This window comes from Maribacter huludaoensis (assembly GCF_029350945.1).
Classification (GTDB): domain Bacteria; phylum Bacteroidota; class Bacteroidia; order Flavobacteriales; family Flavobacteriaceae; genus Maribacter; species Maribacter huludaoensis.
This window is the reverse complement of record NZ_JARKMS010000002.1, coordinates 894,656-908,901: the sequence shown is the minus strand read 5'-3', so window position 1 is coordinate 908,901 and position 14,246 is coordinate 894,656. Positions and strand designations below refer to the sequence as shown.

The following is a 14,246-nucleotide window of genomic DNA, read 5'->3' as shown; positions in this document are numbered from 1 at the left end:
TAATAGTAACCTAATGGAAAATAGAAAAATTTTACTTCTAATAATGTATGTATATGTCCTATTTACATGCTCAATATTTTATGGACAAGATTGTACATCTTTCATTTACCCTGCTAACGGCTCAGATAATCTTCCCTTAGATGCCACCATAACTTGGCAAGAAGTGCTTGGGTACAATGGGTACTTGTTATCTATAGGCACTACACCGCAAGGGACAGATGTATTGGATAGAAAACCAATTGGCGTAAACACATTTTACAAACCACAGTTGGGCTTACCTGCCAATACTACACTTTATGCAACATTAAGCCTTGTACCCTATGACGGCGCACCTATACTTTGTGATGAACTGGTATTTACAACGGCACCCATCACCACTATACCGCCATGTTCGCAATTAATAACCCCGGACAATAATGCGGGCAGTGTAACCATAATCACAGATTTAGAGTGGGAATATGCACCCACGGCAACTGGTTATTTTTTATCTATTGGAACAACACCAAATGGAAATGAAATTTTGGACAAAGAGAATGTAAAGAATGTTCTAAGCTATAACCCACCGGAAGACCTTCCACAGAATTCAAATATTTACGTAAAAATAGAACCCTACAATGACCTTGGTAGCAACACCACATGCCCTGAAGAAGTTTTTACCACAAGTTTTGCCCTATATGTGTGCGACCCCTATATATCCGAAACCAACGGCGAGCTAATTTATAGGGCACCACAAATAGATTTACCTAGTATTGTTGGTATTTGCAGTGACGAGTTACCTTACACCATTTCATCTACCGATATTGCGGATGGTTATAGATGGTACCAAACCAATAGTGGCAGCGAAGAAACTTTACTCTCTGAAACGAGGGATGTAGCAATTTATACACCGGGAAAATATCGATTTGAAGCTTATAATTATATAAATACCGATGCAGGCGATATTGCCTGTACAAGTTCAAAATTAATTGACGTTGTAGCTTCCGAAGCTGCCATCATCAACACTATAGATGTCTCTAACTTACCACTTGGAAAAACGATAGTAATCTCGGTAACAGGCAGTGGACAATATGAATATTCATTGTCCGGTAGAGATGGCCCATATCAAGATTCTTCCATATTTACCGAGATGCCAACCCGTAATTACACTGCTTATGTACATGACAAAAACGGCTGTGGGATAACAGAAAGATTGGTAAACAGAGATATTTCACCAAAAGATTTTCCGTCCTTCTTCACCCCTAACGGAGATGGCATTAATGACCACTGGCAATATGTACCACCCGTTGAAAACTTTGAAGCTGTTATAGAAGTCATACACATTTTCAATCAATTTGGTAGTCTAATTCAACAGATCAACCCAAATAGCATTGGTTGGGACGGTACTTTTAATAATAGGGCCATGCCCCAATCAGACTATTGGTTTAAAGCAACTTTTAGTAATCAACCACCCATACGTGGCCATTTTACACTAAAACGATAGTAGTAACTAAACTTCCTTTCGAGTCCATTTAAATCATGCTTCTTTCGTAATTTTATAGTATGAAATTTAAAGTAGTATCAGAATTTAAACCCACTGGGGATCAACCAAATGCCATTAAAGAATTGGTGAAAGGCATAAATGAAAATGAAAAATACCAGACGTTATTAGGGGTCACGGGTTCCGGTAAAACGTTCACAGTAGCCAACGTAATAGAAAAAGTTCAGAAACCAACATTATTATTGGCTCACAATAAAACCTTGGCAGCCCAATTATATTCTGAGTTTAAACAATTCTTCCCTGAGAATGCGGTGGAGTATTTTGTTTCGTATTATGACTATTATCAACCAGAAGCATTTATACCCACAAGCGGTGTATACATTGAAAAAGATCTTTCAATAAATGAAGATATAGAGAAATTACGTTTAAGTACTACATCTTCTTTATTATCAGGTCGTAGAGATGTTATCGTTATAGCCTCCGTCTCATGCCTGTACGGTATTGGTAACCCAATTGAATTTCAAAAGAATGTAATCTCTATAAAAAAAGACCAGGTCATTGCCAGAACTAAATTGATGCAGCAATTGGTGCAGTCATTATATTCCAGAACCATGGCAGATTTTAAAAACGGTAACTTTAGGGTTAAAGGCGATGTGGTGGATGTTTTTCCAAGTTATGCGGATCACGCCTTTAGAATACACTTTTTTGGTGATGAAATAGAAGAAATAGAGGCATTTGATCCTTTCAACAATAATGTTATAGAGGTGTATGAAAACTTGAACATTTATCCGGCAAATATGTTCGTTACCTCTAAGGATGTTTTACAAAACGCCATTCATAACATTCAAGATGATCTGGTAAAACAAATTGACTACTTTAAGGATATAGCCAAACCCTTAGAAGCTAAACGGTTAGAGGAACGTACTAATTTTGATTTAGAAATGATACGCGAATTGGGATACTGTTCGGGTATTGAAAACTACTCCAGATATTTAGATGGCAGAGAACCGGGTACCAGGCCCTTCTGCTTATTGGATTATTTTCCAGATGATTATTTAATGGTGATCGATGAAAGCCACGTGACCATCCCACAGGTTCATGCCATGTACGGCGGTGACCGTTCAAGAAAGGTAAACTTGGTAGATTATGGTTTTCGTTTACCTGCAGCTATGGACAATAGGCCTTTAAAATTTGAAGAATTTGAAGCACTACAAAATCAGGTGTTATATGTAAGTGCAACTCCGGCAGATTATGAATTACAATTAAGCCAAGGTGTATATGTAGAACAGGTAATTAGACCAACGGGACTTTTAGATCCGATCATTGAAGTTAGACCAAGTTTAAACCAAATAGATGATTTAGTGGAAGAAATACAAATTCGGGTTGAAAAGGATGAACGTACTTTGGTGACCACTTTAACAAAAAGAATGGCAGAAGAGCTGGCAAAATATTTGGATAGAATAAATATCAGGTGTAGATATATACACAGTGATGTTGACACTCTAGAGCGTGTAGAAATCATGCAGGATTTAAGAAAAGGTATTTTTGATGTACTCATAGGCGTGAATTTATTACGTGAAGGATTAGACTTACCTGAGGTTTCTTTAGTGGTAATTTTAGATGCCGACAAAGAAGGTTTTTTACGTAGTAACCGATCTTTGACACAGACCGTTGGTAGAGCTGCAAGAAACTTAAACGGACGTGCCATTATGTACGCAGATAAGATAACTGACAGCATGCAAAAAACCATTGACGAAACAAATTACAGAAGACAAAAACAAATACAATACAACACGGAAAATAACATAGTTCCAAAAGCATTGAACAAGAGTTTGGACAGTGTGCTTTCTAAAAATTCTGTCTCTACCTATCACTTTATTAAAGAGGAACTACGAGCTGCCGAACCAGACATGGATTACCTTACAAAAGAGCAGATAGAAAAGCTGATAAAAGAAAAAAGAAAGGCAATGGAAAAAGCTGCAAAAGAGCTCGATTTTATGCAAGCTGCTAAGCTAAGAGATGAAATTAAGTCTTTACAGGAGCAGGAATAAGGTAAGCTTTCAATAAAATTGATAAAAATCGAATAAGATATACTTAAACTTTATATTAAACACCTTAAAATACTGGAATTAAAATATTTAAATTAAATTTTTAGACAAGACTAAATTTTTAATATAAGTTGAAATATGAATTTTTAAGCAAATTTTAAATGAACATTTCAATTTATCGACAGCAACTACTGCTTCTCCTTTATTAAAATCTTATGAAGATAAATAATGCCTTCATGGAAGAAATATTTCATGCGAAGATATTACGAATTTACGTTAATTTTTCAAACAATAAAATCGACTTTTTTATTGACCAAAAACCAGTTAATTATTACTACAAAAATACTGTTTCAAAAATCACCAAAGCCATGTTTTTTGAAATCCTAAAAAAGTGATGAACCTACTTAATTATTCAACAAAAAGTGAACATAAAATAATCAATTAACAAAATCACATTCAAGGAAAAAATTCATAAAAAAATTCATCTTGTATCATTTATAAACGAGCTAATTTATCAACTACAATAACTACAAATTACGTTCGGTTTTAGTGTAAAAATTTTACACTATTAAGGACATGAAAAAAGTGCTTTGATCTCTCAAAGCACTTCAACCAAACAACTCAAACCAACCTAAAAAAAAGGCAGTCACTTAATACTTATTTTAATTCTATCATTCTTTTTGGCTTAGGTAAGGCCTCCTCCTTTTTTGGAAGGTTAAATTTTAAAATTCCTCCTTCATACGTTGCCTCAATTTTATCTGTTGCAACGGTATCAGGTAATGTAAATGCACGTTTAAAAGACGAGATACTGAACTCTTTTCTTGTAAAATTTTCTTTCACTTCTTCACTCTCCTCTTTAATTTCTGCTGAAATCGTTAACACGGCATCATCAATTTCAATCATAAAATCTTCTTTTACCCTTCCAGGCACAAAAAGTTCCAGTTCAAAATCTTTTTCATTTTCTTTAATGTTCACCGCTGGAACGGATGATCTAGAATTTTCAATTCCACCAAACCAATCTGGTTTAAATATCTCATTCATTAATGCTGGGAACAAAACATCATTTCTCTTAGTTAAATTCATAATAGTATCTTTTAAATTAATTTGTTTTATTATTTGATTTGAATAAGGCAAATTATATACCAACGCAATTTTAACGACATTTTGTCACTATATTACCAGTATACAATGTCATTTTGTCATTATTAATGCATATGAGTTTGGAATTTTGGCATATCAGCCTTTTTTCAACAGTCACAATCATTAGATTTAGGGATAGATTTTAAAAATGGACAGACTAACCAACTTTATTGACCAAATTCAATCCAGAATTGCCTTTTTTCCCACAATTATCTCCTTAGGCGGATTACTCACTGCCTTTTTTATGATTTATCTGGAACAAAAAAATATCTCCGCACATATTATGGAAGTTGCGCCAGCTCTGGTTATAGACAACACGGATACGGCCAAAACTATTCTAAGCACACTAATTGGAGGTTTAATTTCATTGACCGTATTTAGCTTCTCAATGGTAATGGTATTGCTTAATCAAGCATCAAGCAATTTTTCTCCAAGAGTTTTGCCAGGCATTGTATCAGATCAAAAACATCAAATTGTATTAGGCCTCTATATTGGTACAATTCTTTATAACATTTTTATTCTCATCTCTATAGAACCTACCAACAACTCATACCAAACTCCTGGCTTTTCAGTGTTATTAGGTATCATATTAGCTGTAGGCTGCCTTGCGGCATTTATCTATTTTATTCATCATATCTCTCAAGCAATACAAGTAGGCAATATTTTGACCGCAATTCATACCCGAACAAAATCTGAAATAACATCAGTAATTAAAGATCAGGAAAAGAACACTTTTAACTTTCCAGCCCAAGATCATTGGTATGCCTATGAAATTACCAAAACGGGTTATTTCTACGGAATCCTAAGTGATGATCTGCTCGATTTATGTAAAAAAAACTCACTAAAAATCGCCATTGAATTACATAAAGGTCAATTTATTTTAAATGGGACAATTGGTTTTAAAACCCAAAAGCCATTAGATAACCACGTAGAACAGAAAATAATGAATACGCTTTTATTTAGTCATGAAGAATTGATAGGAGAAAATTATATCTACGGCTTTAGACAAATTTCAGAAATAGGTGTAAAAGCGATGTCCCCGGGCATTAATGATCCAGGTACGGCCCTAAATACTATAGACTACTTAACTTCACTTTTTTTACGTTTAATGCACAAAGCGGATTATGAGTATATAACAGATATAGATGGAGAAAATTTGGGCCTAATAAAATGTTCCAAATTTTCCGAAATATTATTTAATGTTATGGCAACGTACAGGCTTTATTGTAAACATGACATCACCGTTATGAGGAAATTAATGCATATGCTAAACACTCTTAAAAATCACGTAATAGACTCTAATCAATTAGAAGTCATAGAATTGGAAATCAATGAATTAATAACAGACGCCAATAAAAACATTGAAAACAAAAGAGACCTTGAACAATTAAGTGCCAATTTTATCTCTTGGTCCTAATTGTAGTGCGATTTAAATATAGAAATCAACATATCTGGTGGCACAACTTTATTTGGGTATTTATGCATTATAGAAAGTACCTGTTGAATTGCACCTGGTGGTAATCCCATTTTTAAACCGATATCATAAATTCGCTTTACCTCGTTAATATCTTGTTCATTATCAACATTCATTAACAGCACTAACCTATGAAATTGTAAAATACGTTCCGATTGGGATTTAGGGATTACATGCTCTACGTGAGATGTAAAAAGACTATCAAAAGTTTTTTTACTGACTTCCAATTGCTGGGCAACCGAAAAAAGAAAATCATATTCTGATTCTTTCACCTTATTGTTTACTTTGGCAAATGAAATCATTTCTGATAAAATACTTAGCTTTTCTTTATTAGTAGGCATATTCTTACGTAATGATTTGATATTCAGCAGCTACATATTTTAACGTAAAATTTGCCCTATTTATTTCATATTTGATAGATGATACTAAACTCCCCTCAATATTGTGTGCCTTTTACTTTAAAAAATAGTTCTTAATTATACGTTCTCCTTGAATACCATCTTCAGAAAAATGCAAATCATATATAAACTTTCTTATTATTTTTTTTGGTAGGCCCATGGCCATACCCTGACGGTAAGAATTTCTAATCCATTTATAATAGTTTTGGCATAGATTCTTATCACGTAAAGCCGTTTTGTAAAATTTTAAAATTTTACTTTCCATAGAATCAGGTAATATAAATATTTCATTATCCTCTACATAGGTATCAATAACTTGCTGGTTAAGACCCAATTGTTGACCTATACAACAAATGAATTCATATTCAGTTTGCTCTAAGCCTTTATTAATTATTGAAGATTTAATCATACCTGATATAATCTTAAGCTTTATCATATCTCCCCCCATAATCTGCAATTATATATTCTTCATTCTCTAAATTCGTTATCCTTCATATAAATGCTTACTAAATGCCTTTTACGACTACATACAATATTGTTTGTACAATTAATGGCTAATATGAACCTCCACTAAAAATCAAATAGCCTAAGGTTAAAAGAATTGCCAAAATGAATAGTAATGACAATTCAATTTTATACAGCTAACTTGGTTATAGATCTACAAAAACAGATCCTACACTAATTAAAAACACAACAAACACTAAAAAAAGCAATAAGCCATTTATTAATTTTCTTTTCATTTATAAATATATAAGATAATTCCTACAAATATAACGGTTGAAAAGCATGAATAATATATAGGGAAACCTCTTTTTGGATAATCTGAAAAGTGTTCTCGACGAAACACCTCATATTATCGATTAAACGACCTGCCAATAAATAATATTAACAAAATATCTAATCCAGAATTATAGAAAATTGTAAGATTATTCTAAGAAATTAATCAGTAAGAAGCTAAAAAACCGCTAAAGAATTTCTAAGGTGGTTGTAAGCAGGTTAACATAACTTAAAAATAGTCGTGCGTGTGGGTCATTTAACTTAGAAACAGAAATAATAATTTTATCATTTCTACATTCATTGTTACATATGGATGCAGCATAGGAATAAATTTCTACCGAAAAAATTGGCCTCTTTAGTACCATAAATCTATCTATGTAGACAACAGGTCTATTAATACGACTAAGCCGTTAACAGGTCATATTTTTATAATAACTTGCAGTCCTTAAAATTGCGGTATGACAAATAATGATATATTTAAAAAACTAAGGGTAGCGTTAAAATTCAGAGATGATCAAATCGTTGAAATTTTACAGCTGGTAGACTTCAAAATTTCTAAAAGCGAATTGGGTGCCTTCTTTAGAAATGAAGACCACCCTAATTACATGGAATGCGGTGATCAGGTTTTACGCAACTTTTTAAACGGTTTAGTTCTTCATCTACGCGGCACAAAAGATGCTCCTAAAATACCGGGAGAAGTTTTGTTGGCTATGTCAACTAGCAGCAAAAGACCCGTTCAAAAAAATAATGAAAGAAAAGATTTTAAAACAAAGCAAATGAAAAAGGTAGATACTGCCATTAGCTCTGTAAAGTATAAAAACAAGAAAAAATCTTAATACACCGGGGTGTATTAAGATTTTTTTAGCCTAAGTCCATAAACTACACCTCTATTCGTACAGGTATGGTATACACTTTACCCTCCTTTACGTTTGTCAAATTAACCTTTTTATAGTTTAATTTATTTTTGACAAAACTTTCCATCTTATCAGATTCAGAATTTACGGATAACACAACAATTTCCCCCTCAGCGTTCAAAGTAAAACGAACCTGGGCGGTTAAATCTTTATGTTCTTCAGAGAAACTATTCTCCGTTAACATTTCTGAAATCTGTGTAGATAGATTTTTAGAAGGGTTCTCACCTTTTACATCGTTTGCTAATACATTACCTGTTGCAAGTAGCATTGCAGCTACGACTACTAAACTTAATTTTCTCATGACTTTTTGTTTTTTTACCTCAGATTTTCTGAAGTATGATTATTAATTGATTGATGATGAATTACTAAAAAGACGATTATAAAATAAGAATGTTACAATTTAAATTCATTTTGACATCTCTTTAATAGTAATTCTTCAATTACATTTCAAATTTAGAAATACAAATCATTCAAAAAAATAGGATTTTAAAACCTTAACCATAATTTCATTTAAGTAACATAAAATATAGATTTCCTTGTTTTATAATTACGATTACTTAAAATAAAACATACAATAATTTCTATCCAAGCAAATATTTCATTTTTATAAATAAAAAAAGAACGCCTCTAGGCGTTCTTTAAAATTGATAAACAGTATCTAATCTAATCTGCTATTTCTATTGGAATAACATAGACTAAGTCCGTATTTCCCGGTACAAGATTTTCAAAATCTATCCCTTTCTTCAAAAATTCCTTTAAATGACCATTGTTAGATTTAATGGATAATAATCTGTACATACCATCATCGGCAACAGCAATTTTAATCTCGGCTTTTGCACCTCTAATTTGATTAGGTATATCCTCATTGGCCAACATTTCATGAATTTGAGTGGTTATCCACTTTGCTCCCTTATCATCATTGAACTCTTTATCATGTGCGGCAATTGTTCCTACACTAAATGTGAGCATTGCGATTAATAAAATTTTGACTTTTTTCATATTATATATTTTTAAGATTAGAAATTATTGATAAATTACATATATCACAAAATAAAGGATTAAAAATAATAATATGATAATTTTAACATCAATTTAATATTGAAATAATAATATATGCAGATTTATACACTATAAACTACATTTTCAATAATTTGAACGTATAATTAAGGTCAAAAAAAAGACCACTCTAATAGAGTGGTCTTTAAATTGTACTAAAAGAAACGGACGGTACTAAGCCAATACTTCTTTTACCTTATCAGCAGCTTCTTGGAATTGTACAGCCGATTGAACTGCAAGACCAGAATTGTCAATAATCTCTTTCGCTAATTCTGCATTGGTACCTTGCAACCTTACGATGATTGGCACCTGCATTGAATCTCCCATATTTTTATACGCATCAACAACACCCTGTGCTACACGATCACAACGAACGATACCACCAAAAATGTTGATTAAAATTGCTTTTACATTAGGATCTTTTAAAATAATTCTAAAAGCTTCTTCAACTCTTTTTGCATCTGCAGTACCACCAACATCTAAAAAGTTAGCTGGCTCTCCACCTGCCATTTTAATCAAATCCATTGTTGCCATTGCAAGACCAGCACCGTTAACCATACAACCAACGTTACCGTCTAGGTCAACATAGTTTAATCCTACCTCCCTTGCTTCTACTTCAATAGGATTCTCTTCTCTAAGATCGCGCATTTCTGCATATTGCTTTCTACGGTATAGAGCGTTATCATCAATAGAAACTTTAGCATCAACAGCCATAATCAAATCATCCGATGTCTTTAATACAGGGTTGATCTCGAACATGCTAGAATCACTTTCAACATATGCCTTATATAGAGCAGCTACAAATTTGGTCATCTCTTTAAAAGCAGTACCGGACAAACCTAGGTTAAAAGCAATCTTTCTTGCTTGAAATCCTAAAAGGCCCGTTGCTGGATCAATTTCCTCTGTAAATATTAAATGCGGAGTACTTTCTGCAACCTCTTCAATGTCCATACCACCTTCGGTAGAATACATGATCATGTTCTTACCAGTAGCCCTATTTAATAGAACTGACATGTAGAACTCGCTCGTTTCACTCTCGCCTGGGTAATAAACATCCTCAGCAACCAATACTTGATGTACTTTTTTACCCTCTGCAGAAGTTTGCGGAGTAATCAAGTTCATACCAATGATTTGGTTTGCTATTTCTTCTACCTCTTTAAGGTTTTTGGCCAATTTTACACCACCACCTTTACCACGACCACCTGCGTGTACTTGTGCTTTAATAACGTGCCATCCAGTTCCGGTTTCAGCGGTTAATTGCTTTGCAGCTTCAACAGCCTCTTTTGCATTTTGGGCAACTATTCCTCTTTGGATGCGCACCCCAAAACTTGCTAATATCTCTTTTCCTTGATATTCGTGAAGGTTCATATATATGGTGAATTTAAATGTTAAGCAAAAATAGGAAACACGAAGTAATTATTTAAAAATACAGGAGATTAATTAGAATAACTAACAGAATTATCTCCTTAAAAACACAAAACAATTAGAAAACAAGTGAATTTTTCATTTAAAAATTGGTTTAAATCTCCAAATCTTTAAAATCTAATGGGTCAAAATTTTTAAAATGACCATTTAACTCAATAGTCTTTTTAGTTCTATTTACTTCTGACAATACTGTTATAGTCGACGTCAGATGAAGACCTATAAAATTAAGCCGGTCATTTTCTGTAGGTATCTGTAATAATTGGTATTCTTGTTCAAAAGACAACCCAATTTTATGTGCCAAGGTAAAACTATTAAACTCCTTTACATTAAGTTTTGTATAGGGCACGTCCATAATAGCATATAATTGTTCTATACCGTTAATGATCGTCTGTTTTTTTTCATCGGTTGCCTCATAATCGTATTCCATCAATTTTACAATACCGCCGGCATACAATTTATCATCCATTACATTATCAAAAGCCAACAATTTAAATACTTGCCGAGCTACACAGACTACATCCATCTCTCCGCCCTCATAGGTTGTAACCATTTCTACCAATTGTACCTCTACCCCATATTCCATTTTATTATTGATAAAAACCGGAATGCCAAATGTAATGGCCTCATTTCTACAATCGTTGATCAACTGTTTATAACGATCTTCAAAAACATGTAACGGCACGGTTTCTCCCGGAAAAAAAATAGACTGCAAAGGAAATAATGGTAATCTCATGTGCTAAATGTACAAAGAGGTTTATTGAGCACCAAAAATTAATACTACGAAGCAATTGTTCCATATATCACAATTTGTTATTTTTATTGTATTTATGTTATTATTTTTGTTCTTAAAGATTTAGAAAAGTATTTTAGCAAAAAAATAGATAGCATGAGAAATGAGGATTTATTGCAAATTGCAAAAACCTACGGTGATCCGGTGTATGTTTATGACTCGGAAAAAATAGTTTCACAATTCAATAGATTGACCAAGGCATTTGGCTCAGTTAAGAAACTGAAACTTAATTATGCAGCAAAGGCACTATCTAATATTACTATTTTAAGATTGATGAACAGTCTTGGAAGTGGCTTGGATACCGTATCTATACAAGAGGTACAATTAGGTTTATTAGCTGGTTTTAAACCCGAGTCTATCATTTTCACCCCCAATGGAGTTTCTTTAGAGGAAATTGAACAAGCCGCTAAATTGGGTGTTCGCATAAATATAGACAACCTATCCATATTAGAGCAATTTGGTAGCAAGCATCCAAACATTCCTGTTTGTATAAGAATTAATCCACATGTAATGGCAGGCGGTAATTCTAATATTTCCGTAGGTCACATAGATTCTAAATTCGGTATTAGTATTCATCAAATTCCGCATCTTCTAAGAATCGTAGAATTGACCAAAATGAACATTAACGGTATACACATGCATACCGGAAGCGATATTTTGGACATTGACGTATTCTTATATGCATCTGAAATATTATTTGAAACGGCACGTAATTTTAAAAACCTGGATTTTATTGATTTTGGCAGTGGTTTTAAAGTACCCTATAAAGAAGGTGATATTGAAACCAATGTTGAAGAACTAGGAAAAAAATTAAGCACACGTTTTAATGAGTTTTGTAAAGAATATGGCAAAGATTTAACCTTAGCTTTTGAGCCTGGTAAATTTTTAGTTAGCGAAGCCGGTGTATTTCTTGCCAAAGTAAATGTGGTAAAACAAACCACTTCAACCGTATTTGCAAGTGTAGATTCTGGATTCAACCATTTGATAAGGCCTATGCTTTATGGTGCAACACATACCATTAAAAACATCTCTAATCCAAAAGGTAGAGAACGCTATTACTCTGTTGTAGGTTATATCTGCGAGACCGATACCTTTGCCAGTAACAAAAGAATAAACGAAATAACCGAAGGTGATATTCTTTGCTTTAAAAATGCAGGTGCATATTGCTTTACAATGGCAAGTAACTACAATTCAAGATTTAGACCGCCAGAAGTTCTTTGGCATAAAGGGAAGGCAATTCTTATACGCGAAAGAGAAACTTTTGACGATTTAATTCGTAATCAGGTTGATGTAAAAGATTTGTTCAGTGTTAAACAAACTGCCAAAGTGAAATAAAGCTGTGCAAAATACGTTAGTTTTGGTATAATTGTTGGACTAAACACTCAAAAAAACCATGAAGGCGTATTCTTTCTCTTTTTCAAAATCAGTTTTATTTTTAGCCGTACTATTTGTTTCGGCCGCAAATTATGCACAAGAGGTAAATTGGATTTCTTGGGATGAAGCTGCAGAGTTATCGGCAACCGATGAAAACCCAAAGAAAGTCTTCATTGACGTGTACACAGATTGGTGTGGTTGGTGCAAGAAAATGGATAAGGATACATTTCAAAATCCAGAAGTAGCAGCTTATATGGCTGAAAACTACTATATGGTAAAGTTTGATGGAGAAGGCAAGGATCCTATAGAATATAAAGGAAAGACATATAAATTTGTGCCATCAGGAAGAAAGGGGTACCATGAATTTGCAGCTGCCTTGATGCAAGGTAGACTAAGTTACCCAACTACTATTTTTTTGGATGAAGAATTAAACATGCTTTCTCCAATACCTGGTTATCAAAAGCCAGAGCCATTCTTAGAAATTGCACGCTATTTTGGTAGCGATATCTACAAAGAAAAAGATTGGAAGGCTTACACTGGCGAAGCTGGTAAATAAGCATAAAAAACCTACCCCTCTTTTGTAAAAAACTCTACTCATATTTGACAGAAGAAACTAAGATTTTATCAAAGTATTTGATATAGTTTAGTATTCTATTAAACAACGAGAAATAAGTTTTATGAAGTATTTAATGATTATTCAACTTATTTCATTAAGTATAATTTCTGTCTACGGTCAAAACAAAAAAAAATGGCAAAGTGAGTGGAAATATGGCGAGTTGATTTTACGAAATGGCGATACATTAAAAGGAAGAATGATATTACCTATTTTAGATGATATGGCTCTAACAAGCTCAAAAAAGGTGAAATTTCAAAAAAGTTCTAAAAATAAGAAAACCAACTATAGCCATTTTGATGTAAAAAAAATTATTATTAAAAATCACATGCTAAACAAAACATGGGATTATCAATTCGTTAAAATATCAGATTCTAAATATAGATTGTTTGAGCTTGTTTATGAAAGTGACGAAATAAGGTTATTTAAAAGAAAAACTGAAAAAAATAACAATGCATATTTACCATCTCCTGTAAACAGTGTACATGGTATAGTTCATCTTTTTGATAATAATAATGTTTATAATACAAGATATTACGCTCAACGAAAGAATGAAGGCATCGCTTCTATTCTTTACAATTCAGGGCCCTTTGCAAAATCATTTCGTAAAAACGGCATCCATTATTTTTCTGATTGCCCCGATTTAGTGTCGAGCTTAAAAAATAGAGGTTTAAATGAATCTGATGTGCTGAAAATTGTAAAAGAATTCGACAAATGTTTACATAACTAAGCTCTGTAATTTGAGCACATATCTTTTTAA

The 14,246-nt window shown here is 33.0% G+C and carries 14 protein-coding genes; 7 read left to right on the top strand and 7 right to left on the bottom strand.

Annotated elements, in window-relative coordinates; genetic code table 11:
- The first annotated feature begins 13 nt into the window (after positions 1–13).
- Complete coding sequence (locus PXC01_RS09005; RefSeq protein WP_276471952.1) at positions 14–1,480, top strand: T9SS type B sorting domain-containing protein; 1,467 nt, start codon at positions 14–16, stop codon at positions 1,478–1,480.
- 59 nt (positions 1,481–1,539) lie between these two features.
- Positions 1,540–3,528, top strand: a complete 1,989-nt coding sequence (gene uvrB / locus PXC01_RS09000; protein WP_276471951.1) for an excinuclease ABC subunit UvrB — start codon at positions 1,540–1,542, stop codon at positions 3,526–3,528.
- Positions 3,529–4,182: 654 nt separating this feature from the next.
- Here the strand turns inward: uvrB and PXC01_RS08995 are convergent.
- Positions 4,183–4,608, bottom strand: a complete 426-nt coding sequence (locus PXC01_RS08995; RefSeq protein ID WP_276471950.1) for an Hsp20/alpha crystallin family protein — start codon at positions 4,606–4,608, stop codon at positions 4,183–4,185.
- A 205-nt stretch (positions 4,609–4,813) separates the two neighbouring features.
- Between PXC01_RS08995 and PXC01_RS08990 the strand changes: the two genes are divergently transcribed.
- Positions 4,814–6,082, top strand: coding sequence for a DUF2254 domain-containing protein (locus PXC01_RS08990; RefSeq protein ID WP_276471949.1), 1,269 nt, complete (start codon positions 4,814–4,816; stop codon positions 6,080–6,082).
- Here the strand turns inward: PXC01_RS08990 and PXC01_RS08985 are convergent.
- Both PXC01_RS08985 and PXC01_RS08980 read right to left on the bottom strand, forming a co-directional pair.
- Complete coding sequence (locus tag PXC01_RS08985) at positions 6,079–6,480, bottom strand: TerB family tellurite resistance protein (protein ID WP_276471948.1); 402 nt, start codon at positions 6,478–6,480, stop codon at positions 6,079–6,081. The two genes, PXC01_RS08990 and PXC01_RS08985, sit on opposite strands and share 4 nt — an antisense overlap.
- 112 nt (positions 6,481–6,592) lie before the next feature.
- Positions 6,593–6,985 (bottom strand): hypothetical protein, encoded by a 393-nt coding sequence (locus tag PXC01_RS08980; protein ID WP_276471947.1) that lies wholly within the window; start codon positions 6,983–6,985, stop codon positions 6,593–6,595.
- A gap of 787 nt (positions 6,986–7,772) precedes the next feature.
- Here PXC01_RS08980 and PXC01_RS08975 point away from each other — a divergent pair.
- Positions 7,773–8,150 (top strand): DUF1456 family protein, encoded by a 378-nt coding sequence (locus PXC01_RS08975; protein WP_276471946.1) that lies wholly within the window; start codon positions 7,773–7,775, stop codon positions 8,148–8,150.
- A gap of 43 nt (positions 8,151–8,193) precedes the next feature.
- Here the strand turns inward: PXC01_RS08975 and PXC01_RS08970 are convergent, their stop codons facing one another.
- The 4 genes from PXC01_RS08970 to PXC01_RS08955 form a co-directional block, all read right to left on the bottom strand.
- On the bottom strand, positions 8,194–8,529 hold the full coding sequence (locus tag PXC01_RS08970; protein WP_276471945.1) for a hypothetical protein: 336 nt from the start codon (positions 8,527–8,529) through the stop codon (positions 8,194–8,196).
- 362 nt (positions 8,530–8,891) lie between these two features.
- A complete protein-coding gene (locus PXC01_RS08965; protein ID WP_276471944.1) occupies positions 8,892–9,227 on the bottom strand; it encodes a hypothetical protein in 336 nt (111 codons plus the stop codon).
- A 231-nt stretch (positions 9,228–9,458) separates the two neighbouring features.
- Complete coding sequence (gene sucC / locus PXC01_RS08960) at positions 9,459–10,652, bottom strand: ADP-forming succinate--CoA ligase subunit beta (protein WP_276471943.1); 1,194 nt, start codon at positions 10,650–10,652, stop codon at positions 9,459–9,461.
- 151 nt (positions 10,653–10,803) lie between these two features.
- Entirely contained in the window at positions 10,804–11,442 is a 639-nt protein-coding gene (locus tag PXC01_RS08955) for an LON peptidase substrate-binding domain-containing protein (RefSeq protein ID WP_276471942.1), read from the bottom strand.
- Positions 11,443–11,595: 153 nt separating this feature from the next.
- Here PXC01_RS08955 and lysA point away from each other — a divergent pair, with 153 nt between their 5' ends.
- From lysA to PXC01_RS08940, 3 genes are all read left to right on the top strand, one after another.
- Positions 11,596–12,834 (top strand): diaminopimelate decarboxylase, encoded by a 1,239-nt coding sequence (lysA, locus tag PXC01_RS08950; protein WP_276471941.1) that lies wholly within the window; start codon positions 11,596–11,598, stop codon positions 12,832–12,834.
- Positions 12,835–12,892: 58 nt separating this feature from the next.
- Positions 12,893–13,429, top strand: a complete 537-nt coding sequence (locus PXC01_RS08945; protein ID WP_276471940.1) for a thioredoxin family protein — start codon at positions 12,893–12,895, stop codon at positions 13,427–13,429.
- 121 nt (positions 13,430–13,550) lie between these two features.
- The gene (locus tag PXC01_RS08940) at positions 13,551–14,216 is read left to right on the top strand and encodes a hypothetical protein (RefSeq protein WP_276471939.1); all 666 of its coding nucleotides are present in this window, start codon (positions 13,551–13,553) and stop codon (positions 14,214–14,216) included.
- Positions 14,217–14,246: the final 30 nt, after the last annotated feature.